The sequence below is a fragment of the Roseovarius sp. genome (genome assembly GCF_027019125.1).
In the GTDB taxonomy this organism is placed as follows: domain Bacteria; phylum Pseudomonadota; class Alphaproteobacteria; order Rhodobacterales; family Rhodobacteraceae; genus Roseovarius.
Genome location: NZ_JALUXE010000006.1, coordinates 1 through 17,559 on the forward strand (window position 1 = coordinate 1; position 17,559 = coordinate 17,559).

19 protein-coding genes are annotated in these 17,559 nt (G+C 60.4%); 8 read left to right on the forward strand and 11 right to left on the reverse strand.

The window, feature by feature from the left end; genetic code table 11:
• On the forward strand, positions 1 to 197 hold a 197-nt coding region (locus MVC20_RS03485; RefSeq protein ID WP_297538494.1), incomplete at its 5' end, for a hypothetical protein.
• A gap of 31 nt (positions 198 to 228) precedes the next feature.
• Here the strand turns inward: MVC20_RS03485 and MVC20_RS03490 are convergent.
• The 6 genes from MVC20_RS03490 to MVC20_RS03515 form a co-directional block, all read right to left on the reverse strand.
• Positions 229 to 561, reverse strand: a complete 333-nt coding sequence (locus MVC20_RS03490) for a putative quinol monooxygenase (protein WP_297538496.1) — start codon at positions 559 to 561, stop codon at positions 229 to 231.
• A complete protein-coding gene (locus tag MVC20_RS03495) occupies positions 562 to 1,431 on the reverse strand; it encodes an SDR family oxidoreductase (RefSeq protein WP_297538498.1) in 870 nt (289 codons plus the stop codon). It abuts the gene before it with no gap.
• A complete protein-coding gene (locus MVC20_RS03500) occupies positions 1,428 to 2,036 on the reverse strand; it encodes a TetR/AcrR family transcriptional regulator (RefSeq protein WP_297538500.1) in 609 nt (202 codons plus the stop codon). Before MVC20_RS03500 ends, MVC20_RS03495 begins: the two co-directional genes overlap by 4 nt.
• A 153-nt stretch (positions 2,037 to 2,189) precedes the next feature.
• Positions 2,190 to 2,489, reverse strand: coding sequence for a DUF1330 domain-containing protein (locus tag MVC20_RS03505; protein ID WP_297538502.1), 300 nt, complete (start codon positions 2,487 to 2,489; stop codon positions 2,190 to 2,192).
• Positions 2,490 to 2,508: 19 nt separating this feature from the next.
• Positions 2,509 to 3,504, reverse strand: a complete 996-nt coding sequence (locus tag MVC20_RS03510) for a hypothetical protein (RefSeq protein WP_297538503.1) — start codon at positions 3,502 to 3,504, stop codon at positions 2,509 to 2,511.
• A gap of 56 nt (positions 3,505 to 3,560) precedes the next feature.
• Entirely contained in the window at positions 3,561 to 4,463 is a 903-nt protein-coding gene (locus tag MVC20_RS03515; protein ID WP_297538505.1) for a helix-turn-helix transcriptional regulator, read from the reverse strand.
• Between the two features lie 254 nt (positions 4,464 to 4,717).
• Here MVC20_RS03515 and MVC20_RS03520 point away from each other — a divergent pair, with 254 nt between their 5' ends.
• A complete protein-coding gene (locus MVC20_RS03520; RefSeq protein ID WP_297538506.1) occupies positions 4,718 to 5,119 on the forward strand; it encodes an SRPBCC family protein in 402 nt (133 codons plus the stop codon).
• Positions 5,116 to 5,940: an RNA polymerase sigma factor gene (locus MVC20_RS03525; RefSeq protein ID WP_297538508.1), complete on the forward strand. Its 825-nt coding sequence runs from the start codon at positions 5,116 to 5,118 to the stop codon at positions 5,938 to 5,940. The genes MVC20_RS03520 and MVC20_RS03525 overlap by 4 nt, the downstream gene beginning before the upstream one ends.
• Before the next feature lie 47 nt (positions 5,941 to 5,987).
• Here the strand turns inward: MVC20_RS03525 and MVC20_RS03530 are convergent, their stop codons facing one another.
• Genes MVC20_RS03530 through MVC20_RS03540 form a run of 3 tightly spaced genes read right to left on the reverse strand, consistent with a single transcriptional unit; the run spans position 5,988 to position 8,048 of the window.
• On the reverse strand, positions 5,988 to 6,428 hold the full coding sequence (locus tag MVC20_RS03530; protein ID WP_297538510.1) for a cupin domain-containing protein: 441 nt from the start codon (positions 6,426 to 6,428) through the stop codon (positions 5,988 to 5,990).
• 27 nt (positions 6,429 to 6,455) lie between these two features.
• Entirely contained in the window at positions 6,456 to 7,076 is a 621-nt protein-coding gene (locus MVC20_RS03535; RefSeq protein ID WP_297538512.1) for an NAD(P)H-dependent oxidoreductase, read from the reverse strand.
• 36 nt (positions 7,077 to 7,112) lie between these two features.
• The gene (locus MVC20_RS03540) at positions 7,113 to 8,048 is read right to left on the reverse strand and encodes an alpha/beta hydrolase (protein WP_297538514.1); all 936 of its coding nucleotides are present in this window, start codon (positions 8,046 to 8,048) and stop codon (positions 7,113 to 7,115) included.
• 181 nt (positions 8,049 to 8,229) lie between these two features.
• Between MVC20_RS03540 and MVC20_RS03545 the strand changes: the two genes are divergently transcribed.
• The 5 genes from MVC20_RS03545 (at position 8,230) to MVC20_RS03565 (ending at position 13,741) form a co-directional block, all read left to right on the forward strand.
• On the forward strand, positions 8,230 to 8,880 hold the full coding sequence (locus tag MVC20_RS03545; RefSeq protein WP_297538516.1) for a CGNR zinc finger domain-containing protein: 651 nt from the start codon (positions 8,230 to 8,232) through the stop codon (positions 8,878 to 8,880).
• Positions 8,881 to 9,268: 388 nt separating this feature from the next.
• Positions 9,269 to 9,991, forward strand: coding sequence for a GntR family transcriptional regulator (locus tag MVC20_RS03550; protein ID WP_297538518.1), 723 nt, complete (start codon positions 9,269 to 9,271; stop codon positions 9,989 to 9,991).
• The gene (locus tag MVC20_RS03555) at positions 9,988 to 10,911 is read left to right on the forward strand and encodes a dihydrodipicolinate synthase family protein (protein ID WP_297538520.1); all 924 of its coding nucleotides are present in this window, start codon (positions 9,988 to 9,990) and stop codon (positions 10,909 to 10,911) included. Before MVC20_RS03550 ends, MVC20_RS03555 begins: the two co-directional genes overlap by 4 nt.
• Complete coding sequence (locus MVC20_RS03560; protein WP_297538522.1) at positions 10,908 to 12,404, forward strand: aldehyde dehydrogenase; 1,497 nt, start codon at positions 10,908 to 10,910, stop codon at positions 12,402 to 12,404. The genes MVC20_RS03555 and MVC20_RS03560 overlap by 4 nt, the downstream gene beginning before the upstream one ends.
• Positions 12,401 to 13,741, forward strand: coding sequence for an FAD-binding oxidoreductase (locus tag MVC20_RS03565; RefSeq protein ID WP_297538524.1), 1,341 nt, complete (start codon positions 12,401 to 12,403; stop codon positions 13,739 to 13,741). The genes MVC20_RS03560 and MVC20_RS03565 overlap by 4 nt, the downstream gene beginning before the upstream one ends.
• 57 nt (positions 13,742 to 13,798) lie before the next feature.
• Here MVC20_RS03565 and MVC20_RS03570 read toward each other — a convergent pair whose 3' ends face one another.
• Together MVC20_RS03570 and MVC20_RS03575 are read right to left on the reverse strand one after the other, a co-directional pair.
• On the reverse strand, positions 13,799 to 15,355 hold the full coding sequence (locus tag MVC20_RS03570) for a trimethylamine methyltransferase family protein (protein WP_297538526.1): 1,557 nt from the start codon (positions 15,353 to 15,355) through the stop codon (positions 13,799 to 13,801).
• 270 nt (positions 15,356 to 15,625) lie between these two features.
• Positions 15,626 to 17,479 (reverse strand): sigma 54-interacting transcriptional regulator, encoded by a 1,854-nt coding sequence (locus tag MVC20_RS03575; protein WP_297538528.1) that lies wholly within the window; start codon positions 17,477 to 17,479, stop codon positions 15,626 to 15,628.
• Positions 17,480 to 17,559 lie beyond the last annotated feature (80 nt).

Below are 17,559 nucleotides of genomic sequence, written 5' to 3' on the forward strand. Positions count from 1 at the left end.
GGTTCAAATCCTACTCCCGCAACCAAAATCCACAAAAAACATATCAAACACTAGAATGCCGCCCACGGGGCGGTGATCGCGTTTCCGCCACCCAAGGAAGCACGGTGGAAGTAACAGGGGGCGTGGTATTTGCTATGAGCGCGAATGACCACCCGTGGTTTGAGATGCCACGGGTGGTCCATGCAGATCTTACTTGAGACCGGATCTTCGCTTGAGATCAGTGCTGCGTCATGAATGAAACTGGCCCCAACTCACCTGAGAGCTTGCGTGCATCTTGGTCACTTCGACTGGGGCGCTGAGCCATGTCTCGTATTTCTTGAAAACGCTTGTCGTGTAGTCCTGCGCGTAATGGGCGTTCAGCGCGTCCTCATTTTCGAAACATTCAAACAGATGCAGCGTGTTGCTGCGATCCTTGCTGACGAATGCCGAAAAGACGTGGCAACCCGGTTCTTCCAGAGTAGGTTGGATGATCTCATCCAGCGCGGCCTTGGCCGCGCTGAAATATTCGGGTTTTACCTGGATCACGGCAAACAGGAACAGTTTGGGTTGGCTGTCGGCCATTTACATGCCTCCCGTATACACAGGTTTCAGACCCTGGATGAGCTGGGCTTGAATGGGCAATACGGCCGCGTTGACGGCAGATACGCCCATGTCTTGCCCGACTTGGGTACGGATCGGGCGCGGCGCGCTCATGTCTACAAGGTTCGCGATCTGGGTTGCGACATTGCCGGCATCCGTGCTCGCATCCCCCTGATCGAACATGCCCTGGAACATCCCCAGCAGGCGGTCACGGCCTAGCGCAAGATCCCCATAGTCATGAACACGCGCCGTGTCGGCGGGGGCGGGGGCCGTTGTGACCAGATCGGTGCCATGGCCGCTCGGCTCGACCAGGATCGACTCGATGCCGAAGGGTTCCAGTTCATAGTGGAGCGATTCACAATAGGCTTCCATCGCCCATTTGCTGGCGCAGTAGAGCCCGAAGTAAGGCATCCCAAAGCGCCCTGCCGCGGAGCTCAGGCTGATGATCAGCCCCGACTTTCTGGAGCGCATATGCCCTAGAACGGCGCGGGTCATCCGCATGATGCCGTAGACGTTCACATCGAACAGATCTTTGGCTTGCTGCATCGTGAAGGCCTCTGTCAGGCCTACGGGCATGACGCCGGCGTTATTGATCAGGACGTCGATCGGAGCCTGTGCTTCGATGGTCGCAACTGCGGTCGTGCAAGCGGTCTCATCGGTGACATCGAGTTCGATCGGTATGATCCGCCCTTGGGCAAAAGCCGCAAGTTCCGCTGCGGCGTCTTTGTTGCGCTCAGTCACGTCGCGCATTCCCGCGTACACGGTATGCCCGCGCGAGGCGAGAGTTTTGGCCGCGAGCAGACCGATGCCGCGGCTGGCGCCGGTGATGAGGATTGTGTTTGAAGATGTCACTGGTGTCGTTCCTTTGTTTTGAAAACTGTTTGCATGAAGAGCGCGAGCGGTTCGTCATTTCCGCGGACCTTCATGCGTGTGAGTGCGCCGCTCCAGGCGTTCATAAGCCAGTCGGCAGCCTGCGCCGGGGTGAGATGCTGCAAGCCGATGTCGGACAGGTCGATATTCTCCAAACACTCAGCCAGCACGGCGGTCATGCCCGACCAATGCGCATCGAGTGCGGCCTGAAACGCGGGCCGTTCATCGGCGAGTTCCGTCGCGAGATTGCACATCAGGCATCCCTGCTGGAATTTGCGGCTGGCCATTTCGCTGCGGGCTTGTTCGAAGAAGCGGCGCAAGCGGTCGATATGCGGAAGCGACGGATCCTCGAGACAGAGTCTGGCCGCCTCGATCTGTTGTTCGTTGTAGCGATCGGCCACCGCGATCCCAAAGGCCTCTTTGGAGGGGAAGTGGTGATAGAACGAGCCTTTCGGAACACCTGATTCCGAGAGGATTTCGTTGATCCCGCTTTCGGAAAAACTGGTCGTGCGAAAGGCGCGTTCGCCCACATCCAGAAGTTTTTCGCGGTGCGACATATGTGTGTTCTGATCTCTGGGGCGTGCCATCTTGGATCCCTCCAGTTGTGTTCAAATAAAATTAGACCAGTCTCTTATTAATTGAAAGCAGATTCTCACCACACCCGCGTCAAGTCCGTGTGAGGAGGGGGCAATGTCTGATCGCCGGAGATTGGCGCAGCTTGCGCTGCGCCAGGTCCGTATTCAGGCGCTTGGCCCCAGAATGTGAATTTCCATATGCAGAAAGCTATCATCGCGCAGAGGAATCAGGTCTTGATACGCCTCTTGCTCAAAGAACGCTTTGGCGGCGGCATGATCCGGAAATTCAAGAACCAACGCCGTGGCGGGGCTGCTCTTGCCCGCCAAGGTCTCGACAATGGGCCCCTTGAGCTTGGGTGCCACGCCTGCGGCCTTCAGCAAGGGCTGAACCGACTCGGCGTATCTTTTCGCCCCTTCGGCTTTGCCAGGGTCGGGTTTCGCGATGACGATGACATGTGCGGTCATGGCTGTTTTCCTTTCGTGATTATTGAAACGTTTCAGGCAGTTCGATCGCAAGGATACGGTATGGGTCGGCGGGGCCGGCGCTCGGGTCGAACAGATGATCAAGCTGGCCTTCGACGACGTAAGCCGTCTTGCCAATCACGGTTGCCGTGGTGGGCACGTTCAGGTCGTCCGCGATGGTGCTAAGATTGACCGCACCTTCGGAAACGGTTGCCCCCAAAAGCGCACCGCGCGCGCCTGCGTGCAATCCGCCCCCTTCGACGATGAGGAACCTGCGCCCGCCCAGGGCCGTCAAGCCGTCGGCGCCGTGGATCTCTGCCGACATTTTCAGATCCGTGATCGTTCCGGCCTCGCCATGAGAGCCAAGGTCGATCTGATGCAGCGTGCCGGTGTTGTAGCGCGCGACAAAAACGGCCCCGTCGTCATAGGCGATACCATTCAGATTGAACCCCTCGCCCGCAAAGCGGCTATCGTCGAGCCAAACCTCAAGCTGATCTGCGCCGGGCTTCAGGGCGTAGATGCGGGGAACGAAGCTATCCGTGACCAAGATGGTGCCATCGGGAAGTGCCGCGATATCGTTGCAGAACATGCCGCCCTCCGGCAGCGGGTAGCGGCCGGAGGGGGCGCCGGTATCAGTGTCGAAGGCGACGAGCGCAGGAGCCGACGTGCCTGTCAGGGCGCCGATGCCCGGATCGGACGAACAGGCAAAGGTTTGATCCCCCTCGACATGCACCCCGACCACGGTCACCAAACCGTTCGCGCCAGCGGGTGCAAATTCCGTGATCTCGCCCGTTTTGAGGGAGATCTTTGCAATGCGGCCTTGTGTCAAACTGCCGACATAAAGGTTGCCGGAGGTGTCATGCGAAATGCCCTCGGGGGCGAAGCCCGCGTCCGGTAAAGAAATGGTGGCATCGGCCATCGCCAGGGCCGGCAGCGTCGCGGCCAGTGCGCCCGCGAGCAACAGAGGTTTGAGTGAGAGAGTCATAGCTTTCCTTTCCTGAAACGCTGGAAAAGACATGGGCTATGTGCGGTCGGTTTTCGCGCTGCGGATGGTCAAGCCTGCGCTTGAAACGGTCAATTGCGCGCGCGGTGCCGGTCCAGTGATACAAGGTCTGCGATCGGCCGTTTCTGCGTTGCGCGCAGCTCGGTCGGGCTCATGGAAAACCGGAGCCGAAACCGCTCTGCGAACCTCGATTGCGATTGGTAGCCGCATTCAAAGGCGATCTGTCCAATTGGCATGTCGGAAGAAATGACACGTTCCACCCCTTGGTTCAGGCGCGTATCCTCGAGCAGCTCTCGAAAGCCTGTCCTTTCGGATTGCAGGCGACGGCGCAAAGTCCGCTCGCTCATGGCAAGTGTCTTGGTCAGATCCTTGACCGACCAATCGCGTGAAAGATCTGTCTTGAAGTGAGAGGTGATCCGTTCGGACAGGGTTTCACTGTGGGACGACAGCAGGTTTCCAGCCAAACCTTGCCGCGCCAGGATGAGGAGAATCTCGACCAACCTGTGGCGGGCTTGGGTCAGGTCCGCGGGGTAATTCTGGTCGTGGGTGATCCAGTCTGCGATCAAGGAATAAACCTCGTTTGACCCGACGGCCTTCCACTTTGGCGTCAAGTCCCAGTCCTTCAACCTGTCTGAATACGCCTTGTCGAACAAGCCCAAGGTCTGCCGGTCAAAGACGAGGGACGCCCCCAGAAACCGGCTTTGCCCTGCTTCGGGAATGTTCTCGACGTCACATCGTATCCCCTTGGGGAGCAAAAGAACCTCTCCGGCCTGTGTGCCATAGGTTTGACGATCTGCGATGATCCTCTTTTGCCCGATAATTGGGAACATGAGCATCGGCGCGGAAATGTCCATCCTGGTGATGGTTTGCGCCTGTTGGCAGCCGTTGATCCAGAAAACCCGCGAGGTTTGGCCAGACAGGAAGGCCGCTATCATGGATTTTTCCAGCCGTGACATGATGTTGTGCTCAGTCATCAATCAGTTCCCTTGTCGGTCTGAATGGTGTCCACGTATCAGTTTTTTGGCCCAGCCGGAGGGCAAAGATTGCCCTTGACCGTTTGCGGCGCAGAATTGGCCGGAGCCGGGCAGCATGACCCTGCCGCTGATGGATCGCTTGTTGCCAGATTTGGTGACAATAAAAAAGTGGATCACTATGTAACACTCTGGCGCGTCGAGACCTCTTCATAGGTATCTGCCGCACTTTCGCGGCAGGAAGCTTGGAGACAGAAATGAAAAACTTCGACGTGCAATCCATCGGCCTTACAGTCTCTGCAGAGACGGCGTTCGACTATATTTCGCAGCCCGCCAACCTGCCGAAATGGACCAACGCGTTTTCGCGGGCCGATGCCAATTCCGCTAATCTGGTGACACCGAATGGTGACGTTTCAATCGCGTTGCAGACTGTGACCTCGCGAGAGGCGGGCAGTGTCGATTGGCTGATGACCTTTCCTGACGGGGCCGTGGCCACGGCCTATTCGCGGATCACCCCGAATGGGGCGGATGAATCCATCTATTCTTTCGTGCTGATGGCACCTCCGGTTCCGCTCGAGGCTCTGGAAGGCGCTCTGGAAGCGCAGAAGGTCATCCTGGCAACCGAGTTGGAAAACCTGAAAGGAATTCTTGCTGCATGATCCGTTTTGATCCTGTGCAAGTGGAGGCCGCGCGACAGGGAAGTCGCGCGGCGCTGGAAGCACTTGTGAACGCTGCGAAAGGTCCTGTCTTTAACCTCGCGATGCGGATGCTCGCCCATCGGGAGGACGCAGAGGACGCCACGCAGGAAATTCTGATCAAGATCATCACCCATCTGGGGGAAGTGCGTGACACAGATCTTGCCGGGGCGTGGGCCTTTCGCGTGGCGACCCGCCATCTGTCCCACACCGCACGGCTGGGGCGGGTCGAGAGGATGCGCCTGAGCTTTGAAGACTTCGCCGAGGACCTGAACCGCGGTCAGAGGGAGCCCTCGCATCTCGAACTGACGGAGATCGAACATCAACTGGCGTTGAAGGAGGTGAAAGTGGGCTGCACATTGGCCATGTTGGTGTGCCTGTCACGGCCTCTGCGCATGGCCTATATTCTTGGGGACATCTTCGAGATGACCGATACGGAGGCCAGTGAGATCCTGGAGATTCCGGCAGGCACCTACCGCCAGAGAGTGCGGCGCGCCCGATTGACGGTCAGCGGCTTTCTGCAATCAAATTGCAGCCTGCAATCCCGATCAGCCCCGTGCCGTTGTGAAAACCGCATCACGCCCGCGTTGCAGATGGGGCGCATTGCAAAGGGGGCGGCGCAACTGGACAGCGATCAAGCGGGGCAGAAGTCTCCGCTTGAAATCGGTCAGGATGTGGCGACGCTTGAAGCCGCGCAGCGCTCGGTTGCGATCATGCGCTCGAACCCGCAGTTCGCCTCTACCGTCCCGTCACTGGTCCATCAGGTGTTGGCCCAGATGTCTTGAACACTCCGACGGCGCGTCCGGCCCTCGGAGTGTTCGGTATCCAAATGCTATTGCGCCACGACGAATGTGTTGGGGCCGTCCATTTGCACCAGAATTATGCAGTCTTCGGGACCACGGCAGCGATCACCGTGGACTTCAAGCGCGGGCTGGCGGGCGTAGGAGCCCGGAGTGACCACATGCTCAACCCCGTCGGTGTAGGTATGAACCCAAGAGCCCTGTATCGCGACCGCATCATAGTTGGCATCGTGGTAATGGTCGGGGGCTTTGGCCCCGCCTTCAATCCGAACGATCATGGTGAACGGACCGGTATTCCAATCGCCCCAGAGTAGGCCAAAGTGGACACCTGGTGCGCCTTCGATGAACTCGATCTCGTCGTAGGCACGGCTGGTGTTTTCGTCCGCCTGAACACTTCCGGCGCTCAGGGCGCCGATGGCGATGGCAGCAACAGTGGTCAGAGCCGCAGTTGCATTCTTGAGTGCATGTTTCATGATAAACTCCTTGGGTTTGAGGTGCAGTTAATGCGCCAGCGCAACAGAGCGTTGCACGGCGGCTTTCTGGTCGCCGTCGGGGTCTGCGGTCAGAAGCGAGGGTTGGAACCGGACGTCCGAGATTTCGGATACACCGACGAATTTCAGCCACCAGGACAGGTAGGACGCGTGGAAATCCGCCCCGTATTTGGCCGGTGCGCCGGGGGCGTAGACGCCCGCGCTGTAGAATACTCGGGCCACTTTGTTTTCCAGCAATCCGCTGTATCCGGCCTCTGGGTCAAAGCCAAACAGCAATCCCGGTTGGGTGATGAGGTCGATGTAGTGTTTCAGTTTGTAGGGGACGCCGCAGTTCCACATCGGGACGGAGAAAACGTATTCGTCCGCATCGGTAAAACGCCGGGTGATCGCGACGATCTGGTCCCAGGCCGATTGGCCGCCTTCGTCCATTTCGCCCACGCCAAAGAATGTCATCTTGGCCGCGGCCTTGTCGCCGTCGAATTCGGGCAGGTCTGCGTGCCAAAGATCAATGACATCTATTTCGACGTCGGGTTGATGGGCCTTGCGTGCCGCAAGATAGGCCTGTGCCAGTTTTGAGGACTGCGAGTTTTCGCCCCGTGGCGACGCAACAATGTGCAGGATTTTCGTCATTCTCGTCTCTCTTTCCGTTTGTTGGGGGTGCGCAGCCTAGCGCGCCATGAATTGCAGGATTTCATCGCTGATCTCGGCGACATGCGTTTCCAGCGCAAAATGACCCGCATCAAAGAGCTTCACATCGGCATCGGGCAAAAGCGCTTGCAGCGCGGACACGGCATCGAGGGTGAAGAACGGATCATTCTTGCCCCAGACCACCAAAGTGTCCGGCTGGGCACGTGCCAAATAGGCCTGCCATGAGGGGTAGCGCGCGACGTTGTCTTGATAGTTCCACAAGTATTCCAGCTGGATTTCAGCGTTGCCAGGGCGGTTCAAGCCCGCTTGGTCGTGGGTCCAGGCATCCGGGCTCAGACGATCCGAGCGACTTGAACCTTGGACGTATTGCCACTGCGTGACCTCGGCCTTCAGCAAGGCGCGCAGGGGTTTCTCCGTTTCGGCGGTGCGTTCCAACCAGAAAGGCGCGAACTGTGCGACAATGTCGGGATTCCACCCTTCGGCGTGGATGGTGGCGTTCTGAAAGATCGACCCTTCCGCCCGGTCCGGGTGTTCCACGGCAAGGCGCAGGCCAACAGGCCCGCCATTGTCCTGCATATACAAGGTGTAGGCGGCCAGCCCGATTTCTTGAGTAAAGGCGTCGATGGTCTGCGCAAGGGTTGCAAAATCATAGTCATAGGCCGCCGCATCCGGCGCAGAGGACTGCCCGAAGCCCGGGTAGTCCGGCGCAATGACATGGTAGGTTTCTGCAAGTTTCGGGATCAGGTCGCGAAACATATGGGATGACGAGGGAAAGCCATGCAGCAACAGAAGTGTTGGCGCATCTTTCCGGCCTGCCTCGCGGTAGAAGATGGAAACGCCTACGACCTCCAGGGTGTGGTAGGCCGTCAGGCTTTCGTTCTGAGACTCTGCCCAAGCGGCAGGGCTGAGCAATACCGCAGCAATTGCTGCGGCGTGCTGGGTTGGGAATTTCATGCGGCGTTCCTCATAGTAACCGTCAAATTATACGTTCAATGGTTTCTTGGTGATAACCTGCAAAATGCGTTTAAGAAAGTTACTTTATTGTGAACGACTGCTGGTCGAAAATAACTTTCAATCGGATGCTTTAGGGGTTATCGTGTGGGGCTACCCCGCACCAACAAGGCGATGAGGCCAAATGGCACCAGAGACCGAGCGGCCTGCCCCAATGCTCATTGGAGACAGCCCAGCCCTTGATTTCCTGAATTCGATAGCTGCCCCAAAGGGCCTGGTGATAGATTGGCTGGAAACCAACACCAGTTTACTGGATTGGTTCGAGCAATCCGGGCTGTGTGAAAAGAGCGAGTTGGCGCGCCTGCGCGACGAAGCGGATCCCGCAGAGATGGCAAAAGCTCTGCAGGATATTCATGCTTTCCGAGATGTGTTTCGCGATTTCATCGAAGAGGCTGCTGGAAAGACGAACCCACCGGTTAGCGATCAGTTGGTGAGAGAGATCAACGCGATTCTGCTGGGCGGCACATTAACGATGCAGATCGTGGAGACCGCGCAGGATCGTGTGGGCGATACGGGGGCCGCCCCGACCCACGCCCTTAGAACGCAGATCGACCTGCGCACTCCGCGCGATCTGCTGGTTCGTGTTGCAGCGGCTTGTGCCAAGTTGATGTGCGAAGCCGATTTTTCCTGCGTCAGAAACTGTGAAGGGCCAACGTGCACGATGTACTTTCTGGATGTCAGCAAGAACCGCAAGCGGCGCTGGTGCAGCATGAGCATCTGCGGAAACCGCGCGAAAGCGGCAACGCACCGGAAAGCCAAGGCTGCGTCGTCTTAGGTGCTTCGTCGGTGATCCCCCGCCATGTTGCCGCGAGGCTCGCCGTGGCAGGATGGGAAAGCATACAGCGGCACGTGAGCGAGGCGTGGATTGGGCCATGCCAGAGAGGAACGATCACCAAGGCCGAGCTTTGCCCCGGCTGGCGGCACCGCGTGCCGATGCGGTGACTGTCGTTCACGCGTCAATGGTCCGCAAGCCACAGAGAGCGCCCCAACCCGACCGCGCAATTTACGATGTTCTTTTGCCGCGATCCAAATCGTGAGGAGCACCCTTGCCGCATGATCGCGCAGATTTTTATTGTAGACAATATGTATTATACTGATCTATACAGCGCCTCTGAACCCCGACCTGAGAAGTCGCAAAGGTTGGGCATCATGGAGGATGGCGCGTGGGCGAAGGATCAATCAGCCGAAAGGCGCGTTGCGTCGAGGACATGCGGCGGCGTGTTTTGACGCAGGAATTCGAGCCGGGCAGTTATCTGGACGAGGCCGAGATGGCGGAGACCTATGGCATTTCGCGTCCGCCGCTGCGGGAGGTGCTGAACCAGCTGGCCGGCGAGGGCTATGTTGTTCTGCATCAGAACCGGGGCGCGCAGGTGGCGCCGATGACGCACAAGACCCTGCGCAATTTCTTCATGGTGGCGCCGATGCTCTATGCGGCCGTGTCGCGTTTGGCCGCCGAGCACGCGACCCCGGCGCAGATCATGCGTCTCAAGGATGCCCAGACCCTCTTTCGCAAGGCAATTCGCGAGGGCGATACAGCCGAACGCGCGCTGATGAATCAACGCTTTCACGCGATCATCGGCGAGATGGCCGACAACGAATTCCTCACCCCCAGTCTGCGACGCCTGCTGATCGACCACACGCGGATCGGCATGTCCTTTTACAACCCGCGCAATCAGTCATTGGCGGCGCAGCGCAATATCGCGGCAGATCACCATGACCAGTTCATCCGGCTGATCGAGCAGGGTGATGCCGACGGAGCCGCACAGCTTGCGCTGGACCATTGGGAGCTGTCGCGCGCTGAAATCGAAACATTCGCAACCCCTGCCGGAATGCAGATACCGCTTGGCCGCGCGCCGGGCGATATGGGCAAGAAAGGAACGTCATGAAATTCGACGGCATTTACACCCCGGTCATCACGCCCCATTTTGAGGATGGCCGCATTGACCGCGACGCGCTAGCGGCGCAGATCGAGTATCTGATCGGTGCGGGCGTGCACGGGTTGATCAATGGCGGCTCGACCGGCGAATATTACGCGCAGAGCCTTGAGGAGCGGCTGGAGATGGCCAGTTTCGTCAAGGAGGTCATCGGCGACCGTCTGCCGCTGATCGTCGGCACTGTGGCAATCCGCCTGCCCGATTCCATTGCCATGGCGGAACATGCGGCCAAGATCGGGGCGGCCGCCCTGCTCGTCGGGTCGCCCCCCTACGCGGTGCCGACCGAACGCGAGAACGCCTTGAACGCGCTCGCCATTGACCGCGCCGCTGACCTGCCGATCATGCTCTATAATTATCCTGGCCGCATGGGTATCGACATGGGCGAGGAATTCCTCGACCGCGTAGGGCGCAGCCGTAATTTCTGTGCCATCAAGGAAAGCTCTGGAGACATCAATCGCGTGCACCTGCTGGCGCGCGACTATCCGCATATCCAGATGTCCTGCGGCATGGACGACCAGGCGCTTGAATTCTTTGCATGGGGCGCGCGCTCTTGGGTTTGCGCGGGCTCGAATTTCCTGCCCGCCGAACATATCGCGCTCTGGCGTGCCTGCGCGGTCGATGGCGATTTCGACAGAGGCCGCAGGATCATGTCGGCGATGATGCCGCTGATGCGGGTGCTGGAACAGGGCGGCAAGTTCATCCAATGCGTCAAACATGGCTGCGAGATGATGGGCCACTATGCCGGGCCGCCGCGCCCGCCGCTCAAGCCGCTGAACAAGGACGACAAGCGGCAGTTGGAGCAGGTGGTGCGGGTGCTCAAGCGCACCGTGGCCGAGATCGAGGCCGGACATCAGGTGGAGGCAGCAGCATGAGCGATCTTTTGACAACCGAGGAATACAAGGCCATCGCGGCGGGGCTCAGCTTTCCTACGCAGGCCTTTATCGACGGTCGCTTCCGGCCCGCCGCATCCGGCCGGACCTTTGCCAGTCTCAATCCTGCCACCGGCGACACGCTGGCCGAGATTGCCGCCTGCGATTCAAGGGACGTGGATTTCGCCGTTGCCAAGGCACGAGATGCCTTCGAGGATGGGCGCTGGTCACGTCTGCATCCGGGCGACCGCAAGGCCGTGCTGATCCGCCTCGCCAAGCTGATCAAGCGCAACGCCCGCGAACTGGCGGTGTTGGAGAGCCTGGAAAGTGGCAAGACGATCTATGATTGCGAAACGGTGGACCTGCCCGAAACGATCCATTGCCTGACCTGGCATGCGGAACTGATCGACAAGATCTATGATCAGGTGGCCCCCGCCTCGGACAATCACATTGCGATGGTGCTGCGCGAACCCGTGGGTGTTGTCGGCCTCGTTCTGCCGTGGAATTTTCCGCTGTTGATGCTGGCGTGGAAAATCGGCCCCGCACTTGCGGCGGGCTGTTCGGTTATCGTGAAGCCGGCCGAGGAAACATCACTCACCGCGCTGCGCGTGGCGGAACTGGCGATGGAGGCCGGCGTGCCTGCGGGCGTGTTCAACGTTCTGCCGGGGTCGGGGCCGGATGTGGGCGAACCCTTGGGCCGTCACATGGATGTGGACGCCATCAGCTTTACGGGTTCGACCGAGACGGGGCGGCGCTTTCTGCGATACGCGGCAGAGAGCAATCTCAAGGAAGTGACGCTGGAAATGGGCGGCAAGAATCCTGCCGTCGTGCTCGATGATGCCGAAAACCTGGACCGGGTGGCGGCACATATCGTCAACGGGGCGTTCTGGAACATGGGCGAAAACTGCTCTGCCTCGTCACGTCTTATCGTGCAGCGGGGGGGCAAGGCGGCGCTTCTGGAACGGATCATCGCCCATGCCCGCGAATGGCCGATGGGTGATCCGCTGGATCCGGTCAACCGGGTGGGCGCCTTGGTTTCCAAGACGCATTTCGACAAGGTCTGCGGCTATCTGAACGATGGCGCGACGATCCTCTTGGGCGGTATGGCACAGGACGGATTCGTCGCGCCGACCATTCTTGAGGTCGCGGCAGATGCGCCTCAGGCGCGCGAGGAAATCTTTGGCCCGGTCCTGTCGGTTCTGACGGTGGACAGTTTCGACGAGGCAATCGCCCTGGCCAACAGCACCGAATACGGGCTCGCCGCCTCGATCTTTACGGCCAACATCAAGCGGGCGCTCCGGGGCGCGCGGGCGCTCCGGGCGGGGACGGTCACGGTCAACAGCTTTGGTGAGGGCGACATTTCGACCCCGTTTGGCGGGTTCAAGGCCAGCGGCTTTGGCGGGCGCGACAACGGCATTCACGCCCATGACCAATATACCCAGTTAAAGACCATCTGGGTTGATCTCAGCGACGATGCGGATGAGGCGGTGGAGTGAACAGCCTGCGGGTACAAGACCTGCCGGCCCTGCCGGGGCCGGCGGCCTGGAATGCGATCCTTGGGCCAGCCCCGGCATACGCGCCGCTCACCGGCACGCACCGCGCCGATGTGGTGATCGTGGGCGCGGGCTTTGCCGGGTTGTCTGCTGCGCGCCGTCTGCGTCAGATCGACCCGCGCGCCTCGGTCGTCGTGCTGGAGGCCGGGCGCGTCGCCGAGGGCTCGGCCGGGCGCAACTCGGGCTTCATGATCGACCTGCCGCATGATCTGACATCAGAGGATTACGCAGGCGCGGGCGATGACCGGGCGATGATCGCGCTCAACCGTAGGGCAATCGCCTTTGCGGCCGAGGCCGTCCAGGACTACGGCATCGACCAAGGGTTCTTTGACCCAGCGGGCAAGATCAACGGGGCCGCCAGCGATACGGCGCATGCGCATAACGAGAGCTATGCCGCGCATCTGGCCTCTTTGGGCGAGCCCTGCGAGATGCTGGATGCCCGCGCCATGCACGATCTGACCGGGTCGGCGCATTACAAATCGGGCCTTTATACGCCGGGGACTGTCATGCTCCAGCCTGCGGGGTATATCCGGGGGCTTGCGGCGGGGTTGGTGCGAGAGGGTGTCACGCTCCACGAAAACAGCGCCGTCACCGCGCTGAGGCGCGACGGCAGCGACTGGACCGTTTCTACCGCGACAGGTCAGATCAGCGCCGGGTGCGTGATCCTGACGGTCAATGGCCATCTCGAAAGCTTTGGGTTTGAGCGGGGGCGGCTCATGCAGCTTTTCCTCTACGCGGTCATGACCCCGGAACTGGACGCCGACATGCTCGCCCGCCTGGGCGGGGCCAACCGTTGGGGTATCACGCCGGCTGACCCGATGGGCACGACCCTGCGCCGGATCGACAGCGCACAGGGCGGCAACCGGATCATTACGCGCACCTGCGCCACGCTGGCACCGGGCCGCAAGGTGGGCCCCGGCCATGTTGCGCGCGCCGCGCGCGTCATGCAGCAGAAATTCGAGGCCCGCTTTCCCCAGCTCAAGGGGATGCGCATGCAATACGCCTGGGCCGGGCATCTCTGCCTCACGCTCAATGGCGTGGCTGTCATGCGCAAGCTGGATGACGGGCTCTATTCCGGATGCGTTCAAAACGGTCTCGGCACCGCGCGCGGCACGCTGACCGGCATCGGTGCCGCAGAATTGGCCTGTGGGATCACAAGCGAAATCACCCGCCATTTCAGTGCCGAGGCCCCTCCGCGTCGCCTGCCACCACAACCCTTGCAGCAGATCGGGGCAAACGCGGTGCTGCGCTACAAGGAATGGCGCGCGCGCGAGGAATGAGGAAGAGTGCCAACAAGGCCTTGGCAGGACCATGCCTTGCGGACGGGGACGATCCGCTCAGTACTCCTGGTTGAGCGCGTCTGCCGGTGGAATTTCGCGTTCGCGCCGGGCGATGTAATCGCGCAAAGCCTCATCCACGCCAGCATCCAGCCGCGGCTCCACATAGGCGTCCAACATCCGGCGCGCATGAAGGAGCGCGCGTTCGGTCGTATCCTTGGACCCGTCCGCCACCCATTGTTCGATCGCGTTGTTGTCAAAGAGTTCGGGCATGAAGAAGGCCGTTTGGAAATTCTCCTGCGTATGCGGATGGCCCAGATAATGCCCGCCCGGCCCGACATCGGGGATCGCTGCCAGCGCCTGCTCGAAATCACCCCATTGCGGCCCTTCGGCCATGCGATAGGCCATGGCGCATTGCTCGGCATCGACGACGAATTTCGCCACAGAGCAATGCATTCCTGCCTCGTTCCAGCCCGCCGAGTGCCAGATGTAATTGGCCCCGGCATGGATGACCGCCGAGAGAGTCGTCGCGGATTCGTAGCCTGCCTGCGCGTCCAGTATCTTGGCGCCGCCCAGAGTGTTCGAGGTGCGCCACGGGACACCATAGAACCGCGCCATCTGGCCGATCATGAAATTCATCAGGGAAATCTCTGGCGTGCCTGCCATCGGCGCGCCGGATTTCATCGACACCGTTGAGAGGTAATGCCCATAGATCGCGGGGCATCCACGGCGGATGATCTGTGTATAGGCCAATGCGCTCAGCGCCTCGGCATTGAGCTGTGCTACGGTGGCGGGCACGCTTGCTGGGGTATTGGCCCCGCCCAGCACGAAAGGGGAGCAGAGCACCGGCTGATTCCGACGGCAAAAGGCCCGCATCGCGCCCAGCATGGTTTCATCCCAGACCAGAGGCGAGTTGCCGTTGCAGTTGCCGGTCGTGACCGGATTCTGCTCCATGAACTCTGCGCCAAACAGGATGGCGCACATTTCCATCACGTCCTCGGCATTCTTGGGGCTCGTGGTCATGCCCATGAAGGTCTTGTCCGAGTATTTCATCGAAGAATAGGTGATCCGCAGATGCCGTTGGCTGATCGGGTGATCGTAGGGCTCGACGATGTGATGCGCGCTGGAATGGAGCGCGGGCATCATGTGGCTCAGTTTGTGGAACATCGCGAGATCGGCCAGCGTCGGGTTGCGGCGCACATCGTCGAGGTCGCGCAAATAGGGCGCGCCGGTCATGGGCACAAAGATAGAATGCCGTCCGCCAAGGCGGACATTCTTGCCCGGATCGCGGGCCGAATAGGTGAAATCCGACGGGATCGTGGCAATCAGATCGCGGATCAACCCACGGTCGGGATAGACCATTTCGCCCACAACCTTTGCCCCTGCGCGGCGCCAATCCTCAAGCGCGATGGGGTCGCGGAATTGCACGCCGACATTTTCAAGAACATCCATCGAAGCAAGGTCGATCCGTTCGACCTGTGCGCCGTTCATCACCTCGCAGAGCGGGAGCTGTCCTGTCAGACCGGGCAGCATCTGGACATTGGGCGCGCTGCGCAGCGTGCGCCGGGCGCTACGTCCGCCAGAACGGGCACGGGGCGCTGTTTTCGTGTCGGGCATGGTCGTCGGTCCTTTCGGCTGGAACGATCATGCGCCCGGGCGGAGCTGTCCATTTGCTGATTTGCGAAGCGCAAATCGCGGAAAACGACGCTAAGCCACCTGCGCGGTCGGGCCGCGCCCCGCCTGTCGGATTGTTCGCTGACAGAAGGCATGAGGGAGCAGGCAACAGCCTTTGGGCCTGTGCTTCAACCTTGTCACCCGCATAGCGTTGGACGCGCGTTCAGCTCGGGACGCCGAACGCTTTGTCCTGAATGGTTTCGATCTGCGCGCTTAGGTCCAGTCCGCCTCGACTATATTCAGGCTGCCGATGCGGGAATAGAGCGTTGTGGGTTTGACGCCGAGCAGAGCGGCCGCCCCGGTGGGGCCAGCAATGCGACCGCGCGTTTCGCGCAGGGCAGCGATCAGGTTTGTGCGAATGAGGTCCTGCATCTGCGCCTCGGTGCGAAACGAGCGGCCTGTTTCGGCCTGCGGCCCGAGCCCGCCCAGTTCGACCACCAGCTTGCGATCCTGAGACACAATCGCGGCGCGCTCCATCACGTTGTGAAGCTCGCGCACATTGCCGGGCCAGTCGTAGGATTGCAATTGCTGCACCACCCCTTCGGTCAAGACAGGCTCCGGGCGGTTGAGCCTCCGGCAGGCGATCTTGAGCAGATGGGCCGCCAGAAGGGGAATATCCTCTTGCCGGTCACGGAGCGGCTGGCAGGTGATGGGAAAAACACTGAGAAACAGATACAGGTCTTCGCGGATGCGATGAGAGCGGCGCGCCTGCTTGTCCGACAGCGTGGTCGATGCGATCACGCGGATATCAAGCGGTTTTGCGCGGGTATCGCCCAAACGGGTCACGCTGCTGTTTTGCAAGGCGGCCAAGAGTTTGCCCTGTATTTCGAAGGGTAGCTCTTCGACATCATCGAGGAACAGCGTGCCACTATGCGCGAGTTCGAGTTTGCCGGGCTTGTCGCGCGTGGCGCCGTTGGGGGCACCGCGCACCTGACCCCATAATTCGGCTTCCACTTCTTCGGGCGCGACGGAGCCGCATTTGAAGTGGATGAGGGGGCGGCGCGCGCGGGGGCTCGCCTTGTGAATGGCGGTGGCGACGAGCGATTTGCCGGTCCCGGTCTCGCCACTGATGAACACGGTGGCATCCGTGCGCGCCACAAGGTCAATCCGTTGCACGATCTGGCGGACCGCAGGCGACGCGCCGATGATGTTGTGATGCGCGCGTTCGGTCGTGATCGCCTCTTGCAGGTAGGCGTTTTCCTGTTCCAGCCGGTCGCGCAGGGCGGCAACCTCTGCCATCGCCTCGCGCAGCTTGCGTTCATTTTCCTTGCGTTCGGTGATGTCGCGAAAGATCACGACGGCCCCGGCTAGGACATTCTGATCGTAGATCGGGGTCGAGACATATTCGACACGGATCGGTTTGCCATCCTTGCGCCAGAACACCTCGTCTTCGATGCGGTTGACCTCTTCAAAGCGGAAGGACTGATAGATCGGGCAATCATGGGCGTGATACACGTCGCCGTTGAGATGGTGGTGGTGGATCACGGAGTGAATGTCGTGGCCCAAAAGGTCTTCGGCGGTCCATCCCAGCATTTCCTGCGCGGCGCGGTTGAGAAAGGTGGTCTTGCCATCGGCATTGACGCCATAGATCCCTTCGCCGGCGGCATTCAGGATCAACTGGTTCTGACGTTCGAGTTCGGAAAAGAACTCCTGCGCGCGCCGCCATTCGAGCAGCCCCGAGCGGTGCAGTTCGGCGGCCTGCGCGATGCGGTCGTGCCGCTCCATTTCCTCGAGATCGAGCAGTGTCAGGGCCAGAAGCGAAGGCCCATCACTGACCAGCCTGCCCCGGATTTCCACGCGCAGGGGCGTGCCCTTGGTCGTGGAGAGGGTGATGTCGCGGCTCCAGGCCTCGCCCCGATGGGCGATTTCATCCACCAACACGATAAAGCTGGGCAGGCTGGCCCCGACCAGTGGCGAAAAGGTCGTTCCGGGCACAGACCCCAGATCCAGCAGCTTGCGGGCGCGAGGATTGGCCGCGACGATGCGGTCGGCGACAAGGTCGATCACCAGCGCCGCCTCGGCCAGCGCATCAAGCAGGGAATCGGGGGTTGTCGATATTTCACGCATGGTGTCAGCAAACACCGCTGCAGCGCGGCGTCGCAATACGAAATCTCGTAAATTACGAAATTCCGTAACAAAATGCTGCG

Excerpts from the sequence above, each read along its gene's own strand:
- MVC20_RS03500 (WP_297538500.1), bottom strand. The coding sequence starts at position 2,036 with ATGGCACGCCCCAGAGATCAGAACACACATATGTCGCACCGCGAAAAA.
- MVC20_RS03510 (WP_297538503.1), bottom strand. The coding sequence starts at position 3,504 with ATGTCTTTTCCAGCGTTTCAGGAAAGGAAAGCTATGACTCTCTCACTC.
- MVC20_RS03560 (WP_297538522.1), top strand. The coding sequence starts at position 10,908 with ATGAGCGATCTTTTGACAACCGAGGAATACAAGGCCATCGCGGCGGGG.
- MVC20_RS03530 (WP_297538510.1), bottom strand. The coding sequence starts at position 6,428 with ATGAAACATGCACTCAAGAATGCAACTGCGGCTCTGACCACTGTTGCT.
- MVC20_RS03545 (WP_297538516.1), top strand. The coding sequence starts at position 8,230 with ATGGCACCAGAGACCGAGCGGCCTGCCCCAATGCTCATTGGAGACAGC.
- MVC20_RS03575 (WP_297538528.1), bottom strand. The coding sequence starts at position 17,479 with ATGCGTGAAATATCGACAACCCCCGATTCCCTGCTTGATGCGCTGGCC.
- MVC20_RS03505 (WP_297538502.1), bottom strand. The coding sequence starts at position 2,489 with ATGACCGCACATGTCATCGTCATCGCGAAACCCGACCCTGGCAAAGCC.
- MVC20_RS03570 (WP_297538526.1), bottom strand. The coding sequence starts at position 15,355 with ATGCCCGACACGAAAACAGCGCCCCGTGCCCGTTCTGGCGGACGTAGC.
- MVC20_RS03555 (WP_297538520.1), top strand. The coding sequence starts at position 9,988 with ATGAAATTCGACGGCATTTACACCCCGGTCATCACGCCCCATTTTGAG.
- MVC20_RS03540 (WP_297538514.1), bottom strand. The coding sequence starts at position 8,048 with ATGAAATTCCCAACCCAGCACGCCGCAGCAATTGCTGCGGTATTGCTC.
- MVC20_RS03515 (WP_297538505.1), bottom strand. The coding sequence starts at position 4,463 with ATGACTGAGCACAACATCATGTCACGGCTGGAAAAATCCATGATAGCG.
- MVC20_RS03525 (WP_297538508.1), top strand. The coding sequence starts at position 5,116 with ATGATCCGTTTTGATCCTGTGCAAGTGGAGGCCGCGCGACAGGGAAGT.
- MVC20_RS03490 (WP_297538496.1), bottom strand. The coding sequence starts at position 561 with ATGGCCGACAGCCAACCCAAACTGTTCCTGTTTGCCGTGATCCAGGTA.
- MVC20_RS03535 (WP_297538512.1), bottom strand. The coding sequence starts at position 7,076 with ATGACGAAAATCCTGCACATTGTTGCGTCGCCACGGGGCGAAAACTCG.
- MVC20_RS03520 (WP_297538506.1), top strand. The coding sequence starts at position 4,718 with ATGAAAAACTTCGACGTGCAATCCATCGGCCTTACAGTCTCTGCAGAG.